Origin of the sequence: Rhizobium sp. 2YAF20, from assembly GCF_052114685.1 — a bacterium.
Taxonomy (GTDB): Bacteria; Pseudomonadota; Alphaproteobacteria; order Rhizobiales; family Rhizobiaceae; genus Rhizobium.
Window position 1 is genome coordinate 658,614 of the sequence record NZ_JBFRFF010000001.1, and the last position, 21,935, is coordinate 680,548.

Genomic DNA, 21,935 nt, shown 5'->3' on the forward strand with positions numbered 1-21,935 from the left:
CAACCTATTCAACTCGGCCCGATCGTCAGTTCCGCGACAAAATCATAGGCGTCGCCGCGATAGAGCGAGCGGGTGAATTCGACGGCGCGGCCGGAGGCGAGGTAGGATATGCGTTCAATCGACAGGCCGGCGGCCCCGACGGGGACGTCGAGCAGGCTGGCATCGGCCTCCTTCATGTTGGTCGCGGAAATCCGCTGGACGGCGCGAACCGGACGCACCTGCCGCCTCTCCAGTTCGGCATAAAGCGATGTGGTCACCGTCGCGGGATCGGGCAGGAATTCACCGGAGACGCTTGCATGTTCGATTGCCAAGGGCTGGTCTTCGGCGATGCGCAAGCGGCTGAGCCTTGAAACCTTGGTGTCGGCGGCAAGGCCGAGTATCATCATTTCGTCGGGCGAGGGGGTGTGGATACCCTTATGGAGCCATTCGGACCGCGCCTTGATGCCGCGCCGCGCCATGTCCTCGGTGAAGGACGTCAACTGCGACAGGCTCTGCTCGACCTTGGAAACGGGCCTGGAGACGAAGGTCCCGGAGCCATGGCGTCGCACCAGCAGACCGTCGGCGACAAGATCGTCGATCGCCTTGCGCACGGTGACACGACTGACGGAAGCATATTCGGCGATGTCGCGTTCGGCTGGCAGGGCGTCGCCTTGCCTAAGCGCCCCCGCCCGTACCGCGTCTTCCAGCGACCGGCGCAGTTTGACGTAAAGCGGGCCGGTGCCGCTTGCAAGCATCCGCTCGGGTGAAAAGAGGCGGGTCAGGTCCTCGGTCATGCGCGCCGCCTTTCGCCGTTTCCGGCAAGATCGACTGCAAAGGAGACCGCGCCGTGCAATGCATCTGCCTTCGCCTCAACGAGCAATGCCTGATGCTGCGGCCCGAGCCAAATCCGATAGGCACCGGCAAGGCCCCCGAGCAGGCAGATGGCTCTGCATTCCGGCCAGAGCACGGCGTCAAGGCCTTGGTTGATGTCATCAGCCGCCTTGCGCACGATCCGAAGTGCAACCGCATCCTCGCCTCGGGCTTGCTCGAAGATCAGCGGCGCATAGCGCGCAAAGTCGCGGGGCTTTGCGGCATGGGCGAATTCGACGACCTTTTGCGGATCGTGGCCGAATTCTTCCATGACGATATCCGTAATGCCCGTCGCGCGGCAAACGCCGTCATGGGCAAGCAGCGCAATTTCGAGAAGATCGCGGCCAAGCCGGGCGCCGCTTGCCTGATCGCCGACGATGAAGCCCCAGCCGCCTATCTCCTTCACCTCGCCATTGCGACGTGCGCCAAAGACCGACCCCGTACCGAATGCGCCGACGACGCCATCGGAGTGGCCAAGTGCTCCTTGAAGCGCGATCAGCGAATCGGTGACCACCTGACATGTCGCAAAGGGCAGGGCCTTTTGGATGCGCGCGCCGTAGGGGCCGACATTGGCGCCGGCTGCGCCGAGCACGACGGCACTTGAGTGAAAGGCGGCCAGATCCAGACCCGCATTCACGAAAGCATCGCGCGCCGAGGCGACGATATTGGCAAGCGCCCCGTCAGGATCCGACAGGATATTGGCGGAGCCCGCCTTGCCGGTGCCGAGCACATTGCCCATTTCGTCAGCCACAGCAGCGCGGCAGCTTGTTCCGCCGCCATCGATGCCGATCGCAAACTGTGTCATCTGATCCTCCGGATGTCGGCTGTTCCCGTGTTTTTTATTACCATACCAAAAAAATACCATTTACCAAGTGGCAATGCAGTTCTTTTTTCGCAATTTTAACATATTGATTTTACACAATAAAATTATTGTGTGAATTTTTATAGGCGAAATAAATTAATTTCGACTGGACAATTGGTATTTTTTTGGACTTAATTCTCGCCAAGGGAACAGTGCGAACAGACGACGGCTACACCGGCATAAAATAGCCGGAGGACCTCGCTAAATGGCGGACCAGCCGGTGTCGGACAAAGTGCGGATCGCAGGATCCATACGGCGGCAGCGTGGCATCGTTCTTCCTTGTTTAAGTTTATTGCGTTTCGCCAGGACCGTCGGCGGAAAGCAGGCAAGTCGGGTGGCTTTGGCGTCATGGCCGCAAGCGCCCTTGCGCATTCGGGGTCGGCAGTCATGGCGACCTCATCGGCGTTGGGTGTCTCTTCATACACCAACCGCTTGTTTCAGAAGAGATCAGCGCTTGTTCCAAGCGCATAAAACAGGAGAGGGAATATGAAAAATAAAGCTCTGAAAACCCTGCTGCTCGCATCCAGCCTCTTGACTTCGGCTGGCCTCGCGCGTGCAGCGGACGTCACCCTGAATGTAGAAAGCTGGCGCAACGACGACCTGGCGATCTGGCAGCAGAAGATCATCCCGGCCTTCGAAGCCAAGAACCCGGGCATCAAGATCACCTTCTCGCCAACCGCTCCGACCGAGTACAACGCGTCGCTGAACGCCAAGCTCGACGCAGGCTCGGCGGGCGACATCATCACCTGCCGTCCGTTCGATGCCTCGCTCGACCTCTTCAACAAGAAGCATCTCGCCGACCTGACGGCCCTTCCGGGCATGGCGAATTTCTCTCCGGTCGCAAAGGCTGCCTGGAGCACCGACGATAGCAAGTCGACCTTCTGCGTGCCGATGGCTTCGGTCATCCACGGCTTCATCTACAACAAGGACGCCTTCGACAAGCTCGGCATCAAGATCCCGACCACGACGGACGAGTTCTACGCCGCGCTCGACAAGATCAAGGCCGACGGCACCTACATCCCGATGGCCATGGGCACGAAGGATCTCTGGGAAGCCGCGACGATGGGCTACCAGAACATCGGTCCGAACTACTGGAAGGGTGAAGAGGGCCGCGACGCCCTGATGGCCGGCAAACAGAAGCTGACCGACGCTGCCTGGGTCGAGCCCTACAAGCAGCTTGCCAAGTGGAAGCCTTACCTCGGCGACGGCTTCGAAGCACAGACCTATTCGGACAGCCAAAACCTGTTCACGCTCGGCCGTGCCGCCATCTATCCGGCCGGTTCGTGGGAAATCGCGCTGTTCACCAGCCAGGCACAGTTTAAGATGGGAGCATTCCCGCCACCGGTTCAGAAGGCTGGCGACACCTGCTACATCTCGGACCATCCGGATATCGGCGTTGGCCTGAACACCAAGTCGGCTCATCCCGAGGAAGCCAAGAAGTTCCTGAGCTGGGTTGCGTCTTCCGAGTTTGCCGATATCTACGCAAACTCGCTGCCGGGCTTCTTCAGCCTGAACTCGGCACCTGTAAAGATGTCCGATCCGCTCGCTCAGGAATTTGTTTCCTGGCGCGGCAAGTGCAAGTCGACGGTCCGCTCGACCTACCAGATCCTGTCGCGCGGCACGCCAAACCTCGAGAACGAGACCTGGGTCGAATCGGCCAACGTCATCAACGGCACGGATACGCCTGACGCTGCCGCCAAGAAGCTGCAGACCGGCCTCGACAGCTGGTTCAAGCCTGCGAAGTAAGTAAAGAAGCTTCACCCTCCCCTTGAAGGGGAGGGTCGGCCCATAGGGCCGGGGTGGGGTGATCCGTTTCAGACAAAACTCACCCCTACCCGCATCTTCGCTGCGACCTCCCCCTTTAAGGGGGAGGTGGGGATCGCGACTATCACCTCGTTAAATTTTCCTCTCCCTGCTTGGCGGGGAGAGGTCTTTGGACCAGGGCGATCATCCTTATTCATCTCGCTGCGCCTTCATGGCCAGGACATAAGAACAGGCAGAAGCCATGAGCGACGTCGACACTGCTGCCGCCATTGATGCGGTTCCAATCAAGCGCCCGAGGCGCTGGCATATCCTCGTTTTCCTTTTTCCGGCCTTTCTGGTCTATACGGCGGTGATGATCCTGCCGCTGATCGAGACGCTGCGACAGTCGATGTACAATCTCGTCGATGGGCAGTTGGCCTTCGTCGGGCTTGCGAATTTCAAGGTGCTGTTCGGCGATCCGCGCTGGGCGCATGATTTTTGGAATGCGCTGCGCAACAACCTTGTCTTCTTCGCCATCCACATGTGCGTGCAAAATCCGATCGGCGTTGCGCTTGCAGCGCTGCTGTCGCTGCCGAAGCTGCGCTTCGTCGCCTTCTATCGCACGGCGATGTTCCTGCCGACGCTGCTGTCCTTCGTCATCGTCGGCTTCATCTGGAAACTGATCCTGTCGCCGATCTGGGGCGTGGCACCCGGAATGATGGACCTGATCGGTCTGAAATCGTTCTTCGAGCCGTGGCTCGGAAAACCGGGCACTGCGCTGATCGCGGTGGCGCTGATTTCCGTCTGGCAATATGTCGGAATTCCGATGATGCTGATCTACGCGGCGCTGCTCAACATCCCGGAAGAGGTGATCGAGGCTGCCGAATGCGACGGCATCACCGGCTGGTCTCAATTCTGGAAGATCAAGCTGCCGCTGGTGCTGCCGGCCATCGGCATCATCTCGATCCTGACATTCGTCGGCAATTTCAATGCCTTCGACCTCGTCTACACCGTACAGGGCGCGCTTGCCGGGCCTGACGGATCGACCGACATTCTCGGGACATTGCTCTACCGAACCTTCTTCGGCTTCCAGTTGCAGCTCGGGGACCGCTCGATGGGCGCGACGATCGCGACGGTGATGTTCCTCATCATCCTTGCCGGCGTCTCGTTCTACCTCTTCGTCGTCCAGCGGCGCATCCGCCGCTACCAGTTCTGAGGAGGCGCTTCATGTCCCAGGCACGCAATTCCACCATCCGCACCGGCCTCGTCCACCTGGCCCTCATTGCCTATACGCTGGTCGCGTTGTTTCCGGTGTTCCTCACCGTCGTCAATTCGTTCAAGGATCGCGCATCGATCTTCCGCTCGCCGCTCAGCGTGCCGTTGCCGTCGACCTTCAGCATGATCGGCTACCAGACGGTCGTGGGCCAGGGCAACTACCTGATCTATTTCGAAAACAGCGCCATCGTCACCGTTTCGGCGATCGTCCTGGTCTTGTTGTTCGGCGCAATGGCTGCCTTCGCATTGTCGGAATATCGCTTCCGCGGCAACCTGATCACCGGGCTTTATATGGCGATCGGCATCATGATCCCCATTCGCCTCGGCACCGTCGCAATCCTGCAAGGCATGGTCGCCGCCGGCCTCGTCAACACTCTGACGGCCCTCGTCCTCGTCTATACCGCTCAGGGGCTGCCGCTTGCGATCTTCATCCTGTCGGAATTCATGCGCACGGTTTCCGACGACCTCAAGAATGCCGGTCGCATCGACGGCCTCAGCGAGTATGCGATCTTCTTCCGGCTGGTCATACCGCTCGTCAGGCCTGCCATGGCGACGGTTGCGGTCTTCACGATGATCCCGATCTGGAATGACCTTTGGTTCCCGCTGATTCTTGCGCCCAGCGAAGCCACAAAGACGGTCACGCTCGGCTCGCAAATATTCATCGGCCAGTTCGTCACCAACTGGAACGCAGTGCTCGCAGCACTTTCGCTCGCGATCCTGCCCATCCTCGTCCTCTATGTTTTCTTCTCGCGGCAGCTGATCCGCGGCATCACCTCTGGAGCCGTCAAGTGAACCCTTCTGCAAAACCGATCCGCGTCCTTGTCGCCGGCCTCGGCAACATGGGCCGCAGCCATGCGCTCGCCTATCACAACAATCCGGGTTTCGAGATCGTTGGGCTCGTCAACCGCTCGAAGCCCCAATTGGCCGAGGAGCTGCAACACTACACAATCCACCCGAATTTCAAGGCGGCGCTCAAGGAATTGAAACCCGACCTCTGTTCGATCTGCACCTATTCGGACAGCCACGCAGACTATGCGGTAACGGCGTTCGAGGCAGGATGCGACGTCTTTATCGAGAAGCCGTTGGCGACCACCGTTGCCGATGCGGAGCGGGTCGTAGCAGCCGCTAAGAGGGCCGGCCGCAAGCTGGTGATCGGCTACATCCTGCGCCACCATCCGTCCTGGATGCGGCTGATTGCTGAGGCGCGAAACCTCGGCGGGCCTTACGTTTTCCGCATGAACCTCAACCAGCAATCGAGTGGGCCGACCTGGGAGACCCACAAGGCGCTGATGCAGACAACCTCGCCGATCGTCGATTGCGGCGTTCACTATGTCGACGTCATGTGCCAGATCACCGACGCCAAGGCGGTCGAGGTTCGTGGCATGGGCCTTAGGCTCTCCGATGAGATCGCATCTGATATGTACAATTACGGCCACCTTCAGGTGAAGTTCGAGGACGGCTCTGTCGGCTGGTACGAAGCCGGCTGGGGGCCGATGATCTCCGAAACCGCATTCTTCGTGAAGGATGTCATGTCGCCGAACGGCGCCGTATCGATCGTCATGGACCCGAACGCCAAGTCCGACGATATCGATACGCACACCAAGACCTCCGTCATTCGCCTGCACAACGCCGAGACCGGACCGAACGGCACGTTCATCCATCCGGACCAGGATCTGCACATGGAAGGCGAGCCTGATCATCAAGAACTCTGCAATTTCGAGCAGGCTTACGTGCTCAAGGCCATTCGCGAAGACTTGGACCTGACAAGACACATGCATGACGCCGTGCAATCGCTTCGCATCTGCCTTGCCGCCGACGAGAGCGTCCGCACCGGCAAGACCGTATATCTGTAAGGATTGAATATAGTGGGATCGCTTCAACTGAAATCCATCCGCAAGGCCTACGGCAACCATGATGTGCTGAAGGGCATCGACCTCGAGGTGAAGGACGGGGAGTTCGTCATCTTCGTCGGTCCCTCCGGCTGCGGAAAGTCGACGCTGCTGCGCAGCATTGCCGGCCTCGAGGACGTGACGTCGGGCACGGTGCTGATCAACGGCCAGGATGTGACCGTAACCCCGCCTGCCAAGCGCGGCATCGCCATGGTGTTCCAGTCCTACGCGCTCTATCCGCACCTGACGGTCAAGGACAATATGGGCCTCGGCCTCAAGCAGGCCGGCATGCCGAAGAACGAGATCGACACGCGCGTCGACAAAGCGTCGGGCATGCTCTCTCTGGGGCCATATCTCGCAAGGCGCCCGGCCGAACTTTCCGGCGGGCAGCGCCAGCGCGTCGCAATCGGGCGCGCCATCGTGCGCGAACCGGCCCTTTTCCTGTTCGATGAGCCGCTGTCGAACCTCGATGCCGCGCTGCGCGTCCAGACCCGCCTCGAAATCGCCCGGCTGCATCGCAGCCTGAAGGCGACGATGATCTACGTCACCCACGACCAGGTCGAGGCAATGACGTTGGCCGACCGGATCGTCGTGCTCAATGCCGGAGCGATCGAGCAGGTCGGCACTCCGATGGAACTCTACAATCGCCCGGCCAACGTCTTCGTCGGCAGCTTCATCGGCTCGCCGCAGATGAACATGATCCCCGGCGACAAGCTCGGTGACGCCAAGGCAAAGACCATCGGCGTCCGCCCGGAGCACATTACGCTATCACGCCAGCAAGGAACCTGGGCCGCCAAGGTCGTTCACGTCGAGCACCTCGGCGCCGACACGATCATCTATCTCGAATCCGACCAGACCGGGCTGCTGACGGTTCGCCTCTTCGGGGAACACCAATACGAGCCTGATGAAATCGTCTACGCCACCCCCGACACCACCCACATGCACCGCTTCGACGCCAACGACCAGGCGATCCGCCCCTAACCCTCTCCGCGCGCCCCTATTACGCAAGCCCCGCCCTCGTGCGGGGCATTTTTTTGAGTACATCCGGTCATCCGGACGAATTCATCAGGCCGTCATGGTGCCTCTGTAAACTTTGTCCTGTCTACATCAATGGGAGCACAAGATGACCGCTGCAGTGACTTCATATGCGACATGGCATACCGAACCAAACGGCGATACAGCGATGGCTCTATCGCATCATCGATATTGGCGGCATTTTATTGAGACGGTTCCTGAGCGCGACTTCTCCTCGAAGACCATTCTTGACTTCGGCTGCAGTCGTGGCGGGTTCTTGCGCTTGCTTCATGCGTTGCGGCCATTCCGACGAGGTATCGGGATTGATATCGCGTCCGAATCCGTTGCCGCGGCGGATGCTGCCAAGGGCGATTTGCCGCTTCGCTTCGCGGTTGCCACCGATCTCGTGCCGTGGGCTGATACCATCGACGTGGCTTTTAGCTATGAAGTCATTTATCTGCTGCCGGATTTGAAAATGCACGCCGGGCAGATGTACCGGGTGCTGCGAGATGGCGGCATCTACTACGCGGTGACGGGTTGCCATACGGAAAACCCGCTCTGGCCGAAATGGCGCCACCTGATCGGTTCAAACAGCAATGCGCCGGTGCAGGATTATTCGCCTCAAGATTACATCGAGGCTTTCGCCGCGGCCGGGTTCGACGTCTCCGTAAAGCGCTTCGGCTTCGACGGCTTCGTATCGGCGACGAAGGATCGCAAATATTATCCAAGCGTTCTCGACGCTATCGCCTATCCCGCGGAATACAAATTGCTGTTCCGGCTCGAAAAGCGTGTGTGAGCGATCCGGTCATGATTGATCGCAAGAGCGGCAGCACGTTGTGGCATCAAATCGGCGAGGTTCTTGCCGCCGAGATCGCTGCCGGGACGCTCGTGCCCGGCGACCAGTTGCCGACCGAGCCGCAATTGATGGAGCGCTACGGCGTCAGCCGTTTCACCGTCCGGCAAGCGCTCGCACACCTTGAGGCCAGGGGACTTGTGCGGGCCGAGCAAGGCCGGGGGACCTTCGTGCATAAGGGGACACTGGACTACACCCTGTCGAAAAAGACGCGTTTTTCAAAGAACCTGATCGAGCAGGGTTTCGAGCCGGGCGGGGAATTGCTTGTGCACGAAATCATTGCGGCGCCGTCCCGTGTTGCATCCAGGCTGGGTCTTCCGACTGGCGCTATGGTCATTCATCGCCGCGGTGTCATGACGGCGGACGGCGTTCCGGTGGAGTTGGGAGACAGTTTCTACCCAGCTGACCGTTTCCCGGATTTTGACAGGGTGCGGGCAACGCATTCGACGATCACTGCAGCTTTGGCGATCTACGGTATCGAGGACTATGACCGGCAGTCCACGGAGATCGAGGCGCGCATGCCGAGCGCCGAGGAAGCACGGCTGCTGCGACAGCCCAAGTCACTGCCGGTGCTCGTCATCACCAAGGTCGATGCCGACAAGAGCGGCAGCCCGATTGCCTATGCCGAAACGTTGTGGTCTGCGGAACGGGTAACGTTCAAGATCGATTTAGGGTGATCCACGCTATCGCAAGTTCGGCTGCTGCGCAGGGCGGAAGGCGGAACGGATGACGTTGGCCATGCTTTCGACGGCGGGGCTTGCGTGATAGGCGTTGCGCCTCATTACGACGCGGGATGAATCGATCGGCGGGAAACCGTCTTCCAATGTCAGCTCGCGGCAGTCCGCAGGGATATTGCTGCGCGACAGCGGCGCGATGCCGAGGCCGGCCGTGACTGCTATCTTGAGGCCGCCGCTGGTATCGCAGCTATAGGCGACGCGATAGGGCCGGCTATGCTGTTCAAGTGACCTGATGGCGAAATCGCGGCACCAGTTCGAGCGGCCGTAAACGGCGATCGGTACGGGGTCGCGTTCATGCAGCTTGTGGACGGTCGATGTCACCCAGACGGTTGGATCGACGAAGAGCACTTCGCCCCGCGTCTCAATGCTCCAGTCGAAGACGACGGCAAGGTCGAGCATGTCGTTTTCCAGCGCTTGCATCTGCTGGGCCGTGTATCCGCACAGGACAGTGACATCGACCTTGGGCTGGCTTTCCGCAAAGGCGGCCAGTGCCCGGGGGAGCACTGTATCACCGTATTCTTCGGGAATGCCGATACGCACCGGGCCGTCCAGCGGTTTGCGGCGCATCGCCGCGGTGGTTTCGTCCATCAGTCCGACAATGCGTCGCGCATAGGGAAGAAGCTGCCGGCCACTTTCGGTCAGCGCCACGCCACGCGGCCCACGAGCGAAAAGCGGCGTACCGATGTTTTCTTCCAGCCGCTTCACCTGCAGGCTGACAGCCGATTGGGTGCGCCCCACATCTTTTGCAGCGCGCGTGACGTTTCCGGTGTCGGCGACCACGAGAAATACACGCAGCAAGTCGCTGTCGAGAGGGATCTGCATCACATCCTGCCATCAAATTTTTCAATGGCTGCTATTGTCACTATTCGTTTGTGCGATGTCAAACGGCGGATCACATCTACTGCGTTCGAAAAGGTGCGGAGCGACCGGGATGTGTGATGCGGGCAAAGGCCAGGAGCGAGTGCAGCTGCGGTTCGACTTGATTCGATATCGCTCACTTCAGCTCGTCGCGGAAAGGCCAAACGATCACTTGCTTCAGGACGCCGGCCTGTCTCGCGAGGAGGCGCATGACCTTTTGAAGCCGCGGCCCATCCTTAGTTGGCTATTTGCCCCCCGCGACCTTTGGCGATCTCTTGGGAATCTCGCGTTTTATCGCTCTCAACCGAGAACTGGGCGCATGAAGCTTCGCTCGTAGCTGACGATGCTGCGATTGCGTTTTTCGAGATCGAAGGCAGCCTGGCATTCGGCATCGTCCGCCATTTGATGTCGATAGCTTTCATAGGCTGCAAGGCTCGGAAAGGAGAAGAGGGCAACGGCGATGTTGTTGGCGCCTTCGGATGGCAGAAAATAGCCGTGGTGCGTGCCGCCCATCCTGTTGACGATCGGGATCCAGAGGCGCGCATAGGTCTCGAATTCCGCAATCTTGTAGGGTTCAACGACGTAGCGAAGATGGCAGGTAATCATGATGGCACCTTTGGTTCTTGTGGGAGTCGCGCCTTGCAAGCGCGACAAATCTAGCCGTCTGGGATGGCGGCCACGGCAAAGCCTAGCAAGCAGCCGTGTACTGAGTCTTGCGTGGTGTCCGGTAACGGCCACTGCGAAGCGTAGACAAGGAGGTTGTAGGCCGGAACATATGTGAACGGATAGATAGCCCCGAAATCGAACGTTATCGGAGTAGCTGACCCTATCTCTCTAAGGGGAAGGCGGAATCGCGGGCTGCGTCATTGCGAGTGGCTTGAGATGCTCCCGGGGTTCGTACCGCCAGCATGCAACCAAGAGGTTTGTCGTGAACAGGCGCTGGCTGAAGGCAGGCGTCCTTGAGGACGGGGCTATCCACCCGAGCGATGAAGGAACTCCACAAGGAGGGTCGATCAGCGTTTTGCTGAGCAACGTTTATCTACACTACGTGCTCGACCTCTGGTTCGAGCGCGTGGTGAAGGTCCAGCTCAAGGGCGAAGCCCGGCTGGTGCGTTATATCGACGACTTCGTGATCTGTTTCCAACATCAATCGGATGCGCTCCGCGTCGAGGAAGCTCTCCGTCATCGTTTGGGGAAGTTTGGCCTCACACTTGAGCCGAGCAAGACCAAGTTGGTCGAGTTTGGCCGGTTTGCCCAGAGGGACGCGAGCAAACGCGGCAGAAGCCGCCCAGAGACGATCTACTTTCTGGGCATGACGCTGTACTGCTCGCGGAACCAAAAGGGTAACTTCAAGGTCGGGATGCGCACGGAGAAGTCTCGGCTTCGACGTAGTCTCTCGGCTCTGCAGGAGCTGATGCGGCAAGTTCGACATTACGTCATCAGAGACCAGGTCAGCGAAATCAACGCTGCTCTTCGTGGCCACTACGCCTATTATGGCATCGCCGGAAATCTTCGGTCGCTGCTCAAGGTGTATCGGGTCACGGAACGGTACTGGTGCCGAATGTTACGCAGCCGCAGCCGAGATGGTGGCCACCTCACATGGGACACTTTCAACCAGATCAAAGAACGGAACCCGCTGCTGCGACCCAAGCTGCGGCTTCCTTACGGGAAGCTGAAAGCACTCGCGGTGCTGTGAAGCTGCCGAAGAGCGTAGTGCGGGAAATCCGCACGCTACGTTCTGTGGGAACCGGGGGCGGGTGACTGCCTCCGGTGACCCGGTCGATCGATTGCCGGCGCGGCGCGCAGGTCTTTGAATGTCACGATTCCACCGCCATCCTCGTCGTCAATTCCTCAATACCCGCATCCGATTCGACCTGATCGCCCTTGGCGGTGAGATAGAGCCCAAGGCCAAAGGCGAGGGCGGCGATGAAGAGGAGGTAGTAGGCGTGGGCCATCGGGTTGAGGGGGAGCAATGAGGTCACGGCGATCGGTGTCAGGCCGCCGAAGATCGCGTAGGCGACATTGTAGGAAAAGGAGAGGCCGGTGAAGCGGACGCGGGCCGGGAAGGCGCGGACCATGACATAGGGCACGGCACCGACGAGGCCAACCGAAAGGCCCATGATAGCGTAGAGGACGAACATGACCGTCAGGGAGGCAGCGGCATAGGTATAGAAGGCGAAGGTCGCAGCGCCGAAGAACAGGCTAGCCACGGTGAAGAACCTTCCCGACCCGACGCGATCGACGATGGCGCCGGCCGCAGCCGTGCCGAAGATCAGGAACAGCGTGCCGAAGCTGGTCGCGGCAAGCGACTGCTGGGCGGTATAGTGGTAGAGCTTCTGAAGGAAGGTCGCGGTCATCAGTGTCGTGACGACGATGCCGGCCGACAGGATCCAGGTCAGCAGCATCGAGATGACGATGCCGCGCGGATAGTCCCGCAGGACGGCCTTCAGCGGCAGCTCGTTTGCGAGCGAGCGGCTTCTTTTCATCTCTGCGAAGATTGGGGTCTCCTGCAGCCATGTGCGGAGATAGACGGCGATCAGACCGAAGATGCCGCCGATGAGGAAGGGAATGCGCCAGCCATAGGCCGCGACTTCATCCGGTATGAAGACGGTGTTGATGATCGTCGCGATGGACGAGCCGAGCAGGATGCCGAGCGTCAGGCCCGAGCACAGGAAGCCGCAGGCAAAGCCGACGCGGCGGAACGGCACATGCTCGGCAACGAAGGTCCAGGCGCCGGGCACTTCACCGCCGATCGCCGCACCTTGCACAATACGCAACACGATGAGGAGGATGGGTGCGGCGAGGCCAATCGACTGGTAGGTCGGCATGGCGGCCATGCCGAGCGTCGACAGTGCCATCAACAGCAGCGAAAAGGCAAAGACGCGCTTGCGGCCGAATAGATCGCCAAAATGGGCAAGGACGATGCCGCCGAGCGGACGCACGAGATAGCCGGCGGCAAAGATGCCGTAGGTCTGTATCAGCACCAGCCAGTCCGGCATATCGGGTGGAAAGAACAGCTTGCCGATGACAGTCGCAAAGAACACGAAGATGATGAAGTCATAGAATTCGAGCGCGCCGCCGAGGGCCGCAAGCCCGAGCGTGCGAAAATCCTGTGCCGTCAGGCGGCGAGCCGCTGGCGATTGCGTCGCTGTTGGAGACATGGGCGCTGTTCTCTGCTGAAACGTTGAATTCCTCACTCGCTAGTTGAATGCGGGATCGGGATGGGCTTTTCAAGAGATATGTGGCGTGGAAACGCCGCAGGTCTCTCTTCTCCCCAGCGGGAGAAGATCTCCGACAGGGCAGATGAAAGGGACAAGCCTGCCGCTCCCCTCATCCGACCCCTTCGGGACCGCCTTCTCCCCGAGGGGAGAAGGGGAAGTGCTGTCACGCCGCAAACGTCAGCAGCTTGGCACGTTCGCTGAGGATCTGCTGGCAGGCGTTGGCCATTTCCTTGCCCTTGATGACGAAATGGTCCTTGAAGAAGCGAATGTGGGCTTCGCTCTCCTGGAAATGGTGCGGGGTCAGGACTGCAGAGAGTACAGGCACGCCGGTGTCCAGCTGGACGCGCACCATCGCATCGAGCACGGTGCCAGCGACGAAATCGTGGCGATAGATGCCGCCATCGACGACAAAGGCCGTGGCGATGATGGCGGCAAAACGGCCGCTGCGGGCAAGCGTCTGCACATGGAGCGGAATTTCAAGCGCGCCCGGCACGTCGAAGATCTCGACGGCGGCCGGATTGCTGTCGAGTGTCTGCCATTCGGAGACGAAGCTTTCGACGCATTGGTCGACGATGTCGGCATGCCAGCGGGCGCGAACGACGGCGATCTTGCCTCTTTGCGGTAATACGGAGATTGTCATTTCTTTGTCTTGCCTTTCAAGGGTTTGCTTCAACATCCCTTGGGCGAACAAGCCGGGTCGTATGGCGCCTTGGCGCAGGGGTGTCCCTTGGCGCGGAAAGGCCGTCGATCCAACGTGCTCTCTTCCATCCGGACTATGACCGTCGGCTCCGGCATCGCACCGGATCTGCTGACCCTTTCGCCTGGGGGGCGAAAAGCGCTCGCGGGCTCCGGGACAAGTCCCGATACCGCCGGTGGGGAATTGCACCCCGCCCTGAGAACAAGGAGACTATATCTGCTGGCCAGCTTAAAAATCAAAGCAAAAACGCCTCAATATGTGAGGCGTTTTTGAACACTTTGTTCGAGAAAAGCGATCAGTCGCGAATGACGAGCAGATCTTCCGCCGAGAAGCGAAGCGTGACGCGTTCGCCGACGGCGGGCGGCATCTTGCCGGGGCTGTTGAACATGTCGAAGGAAATGGTGTTGCCGCCGACGTTCATGCGGGTGCGGATAACGGAGCCGAGGAAATGCGCAGACGTCACGTCGCCGGTCAATGCCGTGTCACCCTTGGCACCTTCCGCAAGCGAACCGGCTTCTGGACGCAGGGCCAACGAAACCGTATCGCCGGCCTTGTAGGCTGTAACGGACTGCTTGAGCGTGACGCCCTGGTCGCCGATGATGATGCGGTTCTTGTCGGGATCGACAACCTTGGCCTCGATGAGGTTCAGCGTGCCGACGAACGAAGCCACGAAGCGCGTTGCCGGCGTGTTGTAGATTTCGAATGGCGTGCCGATCTGGTCGGCGCGGCCGGCATTCATGACCACGATCCGGTCGGAAATCGACAAGGCTTCTTCCTGGTCGTGCGTCACGAAGACGGTGGTGATGCCGAGCTTCTGTTGGATCGCGCGGATTTCCTCGCGCAGAGAGACGCGGATCTTGGCGTCGAGTGCCGAGAGCGGCTCGTCGAGCAGCAGCACCTGCGGCTTGACGGCGAGCGCGCGGGCAAGCGCCACGCGCTGCTGCTGGCCACCAGACATCTGGTAGGGGTAACGGTCGGCCAGGTGATCGAGCTTGATGAGGCCGAGCATTTCCTTGACGCGACTGTCGATCTCTTCCTTTGGCGCGCCGGCGACCTTGAGGCCGAAGGCGACATTGTCATGAACGCTCATGTTCGGAAACAGGGCGTAGGCCTGGAACACCATGCCGATGTTGCGCTGGTTCGGCTTTAGTGGACGCTGGTCTTTCCCGGCGATCGTAAGCGAGCCGGCGGTCGGCGTTTCGAAGCCGGCGATCATCCGCAGCACGGTCGTCTTGCCGCAGCCCGATGGTCCGAGGAAGGAGACGAATTCGCCCTTCTCGATATGCATGGTAAAGTCGTGCACCACGTGCACGTTGCCGAATGACTTCTTGATGTTGGATAGTTCGAGAAACGCCATCGTGCAGTACCTTAAACCTTGGCCGGAGCGGCTCGATTGAAACGGGAAACGAGTTGTAGCAGGCCCATACTAAGCCAGGTGACCGCAAAGGCGATCATCGCGAGCGCCGAAGGCTCATAGGCCTTGTTGGCGCCGACAAGCTGCAGATAGGGACCGAATGCCGGGCGTCCGAGCAGGGAGGCCATGGTGAATTCGCCGATGACGATTGCGAGGGTAATGAAGGCGCCGGAAAGAACGCCGCTCATGACGTTTGGAAAGATGCACCTGAACATAATGGTCGTCCAGCTGGCGCCGAGGCTCTCTGCAGCCTCAGTCAGGGTCCTCACATCGATGGTGCGCATGGCGGTATCCACAGCGCGGTACATGTAGGGAAGCGACAGCGTAATATAGGAGCAGACGAGAAGGAGGTTGGTCGTGGAGGCATAGCCTGTCAGAGGCAGGATTGAGGACGAATTGTACATCCTCAAATAACCGAAGACGATGACGATCGCAGGGATAACCAACGGCATCAGGGTGACGAACTCGACGACCGGCCGCATCTGCGGCAGGCGCAGGCGCACCCAATAGGCCGTCGGCACGACGAGCAGCATGCCGAAGATGATGGTGAAGAGCGCCATCAGCATCGAATAGCCGAACGTCTCGCGGAACGAGGCGTCGGAGAATACCGATTCGTAGGCATCGAAACTATAGACGCCGCGGCGGGCGCGCAGGGAAAACTCGAACGTGCCGATAAGTGGAACGAAGAAATAAATGACGCCGATGGCAATTGCGAGCCAGGCGAAGAAGCGACCCATTTTCATTTTTGCCACCGTTCGGCGCGCATGCGCAACATGATGTAGATGATGTTGGAGACACCCGTGATGACGATCATGCCGAGGGCCAGGGCGTAACCGAGGTTTGCATTGTGAAGCACGTCGCCGCGGATCTGGGCATAGAGCAGGATGGGCACGATGTTGAGCGAACTGCCGGTCAGCGCATAGGCGGTGGCGATGGCACCGAAGGAATTGGCAAAGAGCAGCAGGGTCGTGCCAAGCAGGCTCGGCCAAAGGATGGGCAGGGCGATCATGCGCCAGTACATGCCGTTTGTGGCGCCGAGGATGGAGGCTGCTTCCTTCCACTCCTTCTTCAGGCCGTCGAGCGCCGGTGTCAGGATCAAAAGCATCAACGGAATCTGGAAGTACATATAGGTGATGGTCAGGCCGAAGAAGCTCAGCAGATTGAAGCCGGTGGAATAGAGGTTGAAGCCAAACCAGTCGCGCAGGAACACGGTGACGAGGCCGGTGCGGCCGAGGGTTGCGAGGAACGCGAAGGCGAGGGGCACCCCGGCAAAATTCGACGCAACACCGGAAAAGGTCAAAAGCCCGCTGCGGACCCAGGAGGGCAGGCCGCCGAGCACGATGGCCCAGGCAAGGAAGAAGCCGATGAGGGCGCCGCCGATCGAGGAGGCGATTGAGATCTTGATGCTGATCCAGTAGGCGTCGCGGATCGCCTGGGTGTTGAGATCACGCAGGTTTTGAAGCGTCAACTGGCCCTCTGGCGTCAGGAACGCGCCCGAAATCAGATAGATCGTCGGCACGACCAGAAACAGCAGCGCGAAAATGGTGAAGGGTGCGATCCCCAGCCAATCTATGACGGTCTTCCTGCTAATCAGGGGAGCATGGGTACTGATCGTCGATGTCGAAACGGTGCTCATGAAGCCCAATCACTTCTCAGCCGGAGGAAGAGAGCCTCCCCGCCTTTCGGGCGGGGAGGCAGGTGAGTTGATTACTTGACGTTGGTGCCGACGACGCTGTCCCAACCGGTGGTGATTGCCGTCTTGCCGGCAGCCTGCTCTTCGAGCGTCGGGAAGACGGCCTTTTCATAGGCAGCGGCCGGCGGCAGCTTGGCCAGAACGTCCGCAGGGATCTTGTTGTTCTTGGCAAGATCGTTGAAACGGATCGGGTGGCAATAGCCCTTCAGCCACAGAACCTGACCTTCGTCCGAATAGAGGTACTCCATCCAGAGCTTGGCAGCGTTCGGGTGCGGCGCGAAGGCGGAGATCGCCTGAACATAGACACCGGCGACAACGCCCGTAGCCGGAACGACGACGTCGACCGGCGGGTTGCCCTTCAGGCTGTCGCGCCATGCAAGGCCGTTATAGTCCCATGCGACGACGATCGGGGTCGAACCCTGAGCGAGCGGAGCCGACTTGCCGATGACGGGAACAAAGTTGCCAGACTTGTTGAGCTCGGAGAAGAACTTGAGGCCAGCAGCACCAGCCTTGGCAGCATCTTTTTCGCCGGTGGACAGGCCGGCGGCAAAAACGCCCTGTACAGCCTGGTTTGCCGTGCGCGGGTCGCCTGCGAGAGCAACGGTGTTGGCAAAAGCCGGCTTCTTCAGGTCAGCCCAGTCCTTCGGGTTTTCCTTGACGATGTCCTTGTTCACGACGAAGGTGAGAACGCCGTAATAGTCGCCATACCAGTAGCCTTCGGCATCCTTGGCGCTATCCGGGATCGAAGCCCAGGTCGAAACCTTGTAAGGCTGCAGCAGGCCGTCCTTCTTGGCGGACGGGCCAAAGGAGAGGCCGACGTCAACGACGTCAGGAGCCTGCGGGCCGGTGTTGCCCTTGTTGGCCTTGATGGCTTCGACTTCGTCGCCGGAACCAGCATCGGGGTTCAGTTCATTGACAGTCAGGCCATACTTGGCCTTGAAACCGGAAATGACGTCACCATAGCCGCACCAGTCGTGCGGGAGAGCGATCGTGGTCAGCGAGCCTTCCTTCTTGGCGGCGGCGACCAGGTCGTCGCTTGGAGCGGCTGAAGCGATGGCGGTGGACGCCATGACCAATGCGGTCGAAAGCGAAAGGATACGGCGAATATTAGTGTTCATGTTTTTCTCCTTTGATTTCCAGTATCTGGCGAAGCTGTTAATGACATTGCATGAAGCTTGTGTGACGGGCATCATTTCGGCACATCCCTGGTTTAGCCGCCTGTCGGCCTTCCCTTTAGCGGGGTAACTATTCCGGGTTGTTACGCGAACTGCGCCCGAAAATTTCATTCTCTCCCTTCCTCCTAACCCAGTTTGCGGAAGAGCTTGGTCTGCTCGAACAGGCCCTCCAATGTTTTCATGCGCGCGCTCGTCTCGTCCCAGGTTGAATTCTGGACAGCCTCGATCAGGGCCTCGACGATAAAGAGCGTGACGACGGACGAATCCCAGGCGGACGGCGCCTCGATTTGCACTCGAAACGTATGTTTCGCGTGCTTGGCGGCGGGCGTCGCCCATTGATCGGTGAACACGATAATATCAGCGCCGCGGCGACGGGCGGCGGCGGCAAGGCTTTCCATTTCCTGCTCGTATCTGCGGATGTCGAAGATCACCAGCACGTCGCCAGGGTTCATGTTCAGGGCATATTGAGGCCAGGAGCTAGAGTTTGCCGAGAGCAGCGTGGTGTTCGGCCGGATCACCTGCATATGGGTGAAAAAATATTCCGCCAGCGCGCCTGTGATGCGGCCGCCGACGAAATAAAGGCCGCGCTTATGCTCCGACAGCAAGGTTGCAACGCTGTCGAACGTCACGGTGTCGAGGTCTTTCAATGTCTGGCGCAGGTTGTCGCTGATAGCGTCGGCGAAACGATTGAGGATGTGGGTTCCGGGTGCGTTGGACGCCCAGCGGTCACGCTTCGTGAGCGGATTGGAAATCGTCGCCTCGACCTCCTGGTGAAGACGAGATTGAAATTCCGGATATCCCTTGAAGCCAATCTTCTGCACCATGCGAGCCACGGTCGGCGTCGACACTCGTGCATTTTCGGCCACCGTCGTAATGCTGCCGAGGCCTGAAACGGGATAGTTATCCAGCAAACTCTTGGCGAGTTGCTTCTCTGCCCGCGTCAGGCCATCGAAATGCGCATTTATGACGTCCGAGACTGTTTTCGACGCATTGCTCACTCTGGTTTTGCTCCCCGGATCGGTCTTTGCCGATCTCCTAAATGAGTTAACAACGCTGTCACATATGGAGTCAATGTCCTTGTTGAAGAGAAATTTTCAGTTTCCGGTTGACAGCGACGCAAACCTGAAGAATTCTTTTCTTTAGTAAGTTTTTATTAAGCGATGGGTGTTGCTGCACGATGCTTGCTCGGCAAACAGTGTTGACCGAAGCGGACGGGGATTGCGTCGCGGTTGAGAGGCCGGACGGAATGAGCCCGGTACTGATTATCTGCGAGCACGCCTCCCGCGTGCTGCCACAGCATTTCGGTAACCTCGGGCTTTCGGAAGAGGCGCTATCGAGCCATATTGCCTGGGATCCTGGCGCTTTGGCCGTATCGCGACGAATGTCGGCGGCGCTCGATGCGACGCTTGTCCACCAGCGCTTTTCGCGGCTGGTCTACGATTGCAATCGGCCACCTCACTCGGCCGGTGCGATGCCGGAGGTCAGCGAAATCTATACGATCCCGGGCAATCTGCATCTGGGGGTGGCGGAGCGGCAGGCACGCACCGAGGCGCTCTACGTGCCGTTTCACGACCGCATCCGGGCGCTGATCAAGGACCGCGCGGCGAGGGGGCAGCGGACGGTCATCGTCACGGTTCACAGCTTCACGCCGGTGTACATGGGTACGACGCGCGGCGTCGAGCTTGGCATTCTGCACGATACCGACAGCCATCTCGCAGATCGTATGCTGAGGGCTGCGCAAGATGCGCTGCTCTTCAGGACCGAGCGCAACAAGCCCTATGGACCGGAAGACGGCGTGACGCATACTCTGCAGCTTCACGGAATTGCCAATGGGTTGCATAATGTAATGATCGAGGTCCGCAACGACCTCGTCGCGGACGATACAGGCCAAGGGGTCGTGGCTGACTATCTGACGGGGCTGATCCAGAGAAGCCTGGATGCCTGACTACAAAGAAAAAGACCCCGGGGAGCAGTTTAACTGCGATCAGGCCGCACGGTGTTTTCCGAGCGGACTTTGGCTGGTGGACTGTCCGCAATTCCGCGGATGGTCTGTAATTAGGGGGCATTCATGTCGGACTATTCCGAATTAGACAAAAAACAGGATGTGCATATCCTGCATTCCATGGGCTATGCCCAGGAACTCGAACGACGCATGAGTTCGTTCTCGAACTTTGCAATCTCGTTCTCCATCATCTGCATCCTGTCTGGCGGCATCAATTCGCTGGCGCAGGCAACCTCGGGAGCAGGCGGTGCCGCGATCGGCATCGGCTGGCCCATTGGCTGCCTGATCTCAGGCGTCTTTGCGCTCGCCATGGCGCAGATTTCGTCCGCCTACCCGACGGCGGGCGGCCTTTATCACTGGGGTTCGATCCTCGGTAACCGCTTCACGGGATGGTTGACCGCATGGCTCAATCTTCTTGGTCTCATCACCGTGCTCGGCGCCATCAATGCCGGCACCTGGGGCTTCTTTGCCGGCTCGATTGGCGGCTGGATCGGCATGAATGTCGATACGACGACGTCTGCTGGCTTTGCCAACCAGATCATCTTCGTCGCAGTCATCACTGGCCTGCAGGCGCTGATAAACCATTTTGGCATCAAGCTCACCGCGAAGCTGACCGATATGTCCGGCTACCTGATTTTCGCTGCCGCCCTGGCGCTGACAATCGTATGCCTGATCGGTATCAAGGAATGGGATATCAGCCGTCTGTGGACCTTCACCAACTACTCCGGCACGCCGGCGGGTGATGCATCGGTCTGGCCGAAGACCGACAATATCTGGTATATCTTTGCGCTGGGCCTGTTGCTGCCGATCTATACGATCACCGGCTACGATGCCTCCGCGCATACATCCGAAGAAACCATCAAGGCATCGATCTCCGTTCCAAGGGGAATGATATCGTCGGTCTGGTGGTCGTCCCTCTTCGGCTACATCATGTTGGTCGCCTTCCTTCTTGCCATCCCCAACATGGACGATGCATCCAAGCAGGGCTGGAACGTGTTCTTCTGGACGATCGACAGCATCACCAATCCTATCGTCGCCAAGGTGCTCTACGTGGCGATCTTCGTGTCGCAGTTCCTTTGCGGCCTTGCGACCGTCACCTCGGCGTCGCGGATGATCTACGCCTTCTCGCGTGATGGCGGTCTGCCGTTCTCCAAGGCGCTTGCCAGCGTCAGCAAGTCGTACCGCACACCTTCGGTTGCCATCTGGACGGCGGCCGTTCTTTCCGTGCTGTTCGTCTGGGGCGCGTCTCTGGTCACGATCGCCGGCTCCTCGGCCTACACGATCGTCGTATCGTGCACCGTCATCTTCCTGTTCCTGTCCTTCGCCGTGCCGATCGTGCTCGGCATCAAGGCCATCGGAACGGCGAAATGGCCGAAGATGGGTCCGTGGAACATGGGCATCGGTGCCTATCGCTTCGTGTCGGTTCTGGTCATCATCGCCATGGCGATCATCTTCGTCATTGGCGTGCAGCCACCGAACCAGTGGGCGCTCTACATCACCATCGGCTTCCTAGTTCTGACCGGGATCATCTGGTTCGCCTTTGAAAAGCGTCGCTTCCTCGGCCCGCCGATCGGCGACATGATCGCCAAGCGGCAGGGAGATATTGCCGCTGCCGAACGCGCCGTCGGCGAAGTCTGACAAGCATTCCAGCAA

21 protein-coding genes and 1 riboswitch are annotated in these 21,935 nt (G+C 59.5%); of the genes, 10 read left to right on the plus strand and 11 right to left on the minus strand.

Annotation, left to right across the window (positions count from 1 at the left end; translation table 11 throughout):
• Positions 1-8: 8 nt before the first annotated feature.
• Both AB4Z52_RS03165 and AB4Z52_RS03170 read right to left on the minus strand, forming a co-directional pair.
• The gene (locus tag AB4Z52_RS03165; RefSeq protein WP_442216427.1) at positions 9-773 is read right to left on the minus strand and encodes a GntR family transcriptional regulator; all 765 of its coding nucleotides are present in this window, start codon (positions 771-773) and stop codon (positions 9-11) included.
• Positions 770-1,654 (minus strand): BadF/BadG/BcrA/BcrD ATPase family protein, encoded by an 885-nt coding sequence (locus AB4Z52_RS03170; protein WP_442216428.1) that lies wholly within the window; start codon positions 1,652-1,654, stop codon positions 770-772. Before AB4Z52_RS03170 ends, AB4Z52_RS03165 begins: the two co-directional genes overlap by 4 nt.
• Positions 1,655-2,197: 543 nt before the next feature.
• On the opposite strand from AB4Z52_RS03170, the gene AB4Z52_RS03175 reads away from it, so the two are divergent.
• The 7 genes from AB4Z52_RS03175 (at position 2,198) to phnF (ending at position 9,162) form a co-directional block, all read left to right on the plus strand.
• The gene (locus tag AB4Z52_RS03175; RefSeq protein ID WP_442216429.1) at positions 2,198-3,457 is read left to right on the plus strand and encodes an ABC transporter substrate-binding protein; all 1,260 of its coding nucleotides are present in this window, start codon (positions 2,198-2,200) and stop codon (positions 3,455-3,457) included.
• A 259-nt stretch (positions 3,458-3,716) separates the two neighbouring features.
• A complete protein-coding gene (locus AB4Z52_RS03180; protein ID WP_442216430.1) occupies positions 3,717-4,670 on the plus strand; it encodes a carbohydrate ABC transporter permease in 954 nt (317 codons plus the stop codon).
• 11 nt (positions 4,671-4,681) lie between these two features.
• Positions 4,682-5,521 carry a carbohydrate ABC transporter permease gene (locus tag AB4Z52_RS03185; RefSeq protein ID WP_442216431.1) on the plus strand — a complete coding sequence of 280 codons (840 nt, stop codon included), beginning with the start codon at positions 4,682-4,684 and terminating at the stop codon, positions 5,519-5,521.
• Positions 5,518-6,582, plus strand: a complete 1,065-nt coding sequence (locus tag AB4Z52_RS03190) for a Gfo/Idh/MocA family protein (RefSeq protein WP_442216432.1) — start codon at positions 5,518-5,520, stop codon at positions 6,580-6,582. The genes AB4Z52_RS03185 and AB4Z52_RS03190 overlap by 4 nt, the downstream gene beginning before the upstream one ends.
• Before the next feature lie 12 nt (positions 6,583-6,594).
• Entirely contained in the window at positions 6,595-7,599 is a 1,005-nt protein-coding gene (locus tag AB4Z52_RS03195; protein WP_442216433.1) for an ABC transporter ATP-binding protein, read from the plus strand.
• A gap of 142 nt (positions 7,600-7,741) precedes the next feature.
• On the plus strand, positions 7,742-8,428 hold the full coding sequence (locus AB4Z52_RS03200; protein ID WP_442216434.1) for a class I SAM-dependent methyltransferase: 687 nt from the start codon (positions 7,742-7,744) through the stop codon (positions 8,426-8,428).
• Positions 8,429-8,439: 11 nt separating this feature from the next.
• Positions 8,440-9,162 (plus strand): phosphonate metabolism transcriptional regulator PhnF, encoded by a 723-nt coding sequence (gene phnF, locus AB4Z52_RS03205; protein ID WP_442216435.1) that lies wholly within the window; start codon positions 8,440-8,442, stop codon positions 9,160-9,162.
• A gap of 6 nt (positions 9,163-9,168) precedes the next feature.
• On the opposite strand, the gene AB4Z52_RS03210 is transcribed toward phnF, so the two are convergent.
• Together AB4Z52_RS03210 and AB4Z52_RS03215 are read right to left on the minus strand one after the other, a co-directional pair.
• Positions 9,169-10,044: a LysR substrate-binding domain-containing protein gene (locus AB4Z52_RS03210; protein WP_442216436.1), complete on the minus strand. Its 876-nt coding sequence runs from the start codon at positions 10,042-10,044 to the stop codon at positions 9,169-9,171.
• Between the two features lie 336 nt (positions 10,045-10,380).
• Complete coding sequence (locus AB4Z52_RS03215; RefSeq protein ID WP_442216437.1) at positions 10,381-10,686, minus strand: NIPSNAP family protein; 306 nt, start codon at positions 10,684-10,686, stop codon at positions 10,381-10,383.
• Positions 10,687-11,008: 322 nt separating this feature from the next.
• Here AB4Z52_RS03215 and AB4Z52_RS03220 point away from each other — a divergent pair, with 322 nt between their 5' ends.
• Positions 11,009-11,776, plus strand: coding sequence for a reverse transcriptase domain-containing protein (locus AB4Z52_RS03220; protein WP_442216438.1), 768 nt, complete (start codon positions 11,009-11,011; stop codon positions 11,774-11,776).
• 121 nt (positions 11,777-11,897) lie between these two features.
• Here the strand turns inward: AB4Z52_RS03220 and AB4Z52_RS03225 are convergent, their stop codons facing one another.
• The 7 genes from AB4Z52_RS03225 to AB4Z52_RS03255 form a co-directional block, all read right to left on the minus strand.
• Positions 11,898-13,241 carry an MFS transporter gene (locus AB4Z52_RS03225; protein ID WP_442216439.1) on the minus strand — a complete coding sequence of 448 codons (1,344 nt, stop codon included), beginning with the start codon at positions 13,239-13,241 and terminating at the stop codon, positions 11,898-11,900.
• A 223-nt stretch (positions 13,242-13,464) separates the two neighbouring features.
• A complete protein-coding gene (locus AB4Z52_RS03230; protein ID WP_442216440.1) occupies positions 13,465-13,941 on the minus strand; it encodes a 6,7-dimethyl-8-ribityllumazine synthase in 477 nt (158 codons plus the stop codon).
• A gap of 112 nt (positions 13,942-14,053) precedes the next feature.
• Positions 14,054-14,205: riboswitch (FMN riboswitch) on the minus strand.
• An 88-nt stretch (positions 14,206-14,293) separates the two neighbouring features.
• Positions 14,294-15,355, minus strand: coding sequence for an ABC transporter ATP-binding protein (locus tag AB4Z52_RS03235; protein ID WP_442216441.1), 1,062 nt, complete (start codon positions 15,353-15,355; stop codon positions 14,294-14,296).
• A gap of 11 nt (positions 15,356-15,366) precedes the next feature.
• Positions 15,367-16,155: an ABC transporter permease gene (locus tag AB4Z52_RS03240; RefSeq protein ID WP_442216442.1), complete on the minus strand. Its 789-nt coding sequence runs from the start codon at positions 16,153-16,155 to the stop codon at positions 15,367-15,369.
• Positions 16,152-17,048, minus strand: coding sequence for an ABC transporter permease (locus AB4Z52_RS03245; RefSeq protein ID WP_442216443.1), 897 nt, complete (start codon positions 17,046-17,048; stop codon positions 16,152-16,154). The genes AB4Z52_RS03240 and AB4Z52_RS03245 overlap by 4 nt, the downstream gene beginning before the upstream one ends.
• Before the next feature lie 71 nt (positions 17,049-17,119).
• Entirely contained in the window at positions 17,120-18,223 is a 1,104-nt protein-coding gene (locus tag AB4Z52_RS03250; protein ID WP_442216444.1) for an ABC transporter substrate-binding protein, read from the minus strand.
• Positions 18,224-18,405: 182 nt separating this feature from the next.
• Positions 18,406-19,278 carry a MurR/RpiR family transcriptional regulator gene (locus tag AB4Z52_RS03255; protein WP_442216445.1) on the minus strand — a complete coding sequence of 291 codons (873 nt, stop codon included), beginning with the start codon at positions 19,276-19,278 and terminating at the stop codon, positions 18,406-18,408.
• A 179-nt stretch (positions 19,279-19,457) separates the two neighbouring features.
• Here AB4Z52_RS03255 and AB4Z52_RS03260 point away from each other — a divergent pair, with 179 nt between their 5' ends.
• Both AB4Z52_RS03260 and AB4Z52_RS03265 read left to right on the plus strand, forming a co-directional pair.
• Entirely contained in the window at positions 19,458-20,225 is a 768-nt protein-coding gene (locus tag AB4Z52_RS03260; protein WP_442216446.1) for an N-formylglutamate amidohydrolase, read from the plus strand.
• Between the two features lie 123 nt (positions 20,226-20,348).
• Positions 20,349-21,920, plus strand: a complete 1,572-nt coding sequence (locus AB4Z52_RS03265; RefSeq protein WP_442216447.1) for an amino acid permease — start codon at positions 20,349-20,351, stop codon at positions 21,918-21,920.
• The last annotated feature ends 15 nt before the right edge of the window (positions 21,921-21,935 follow it).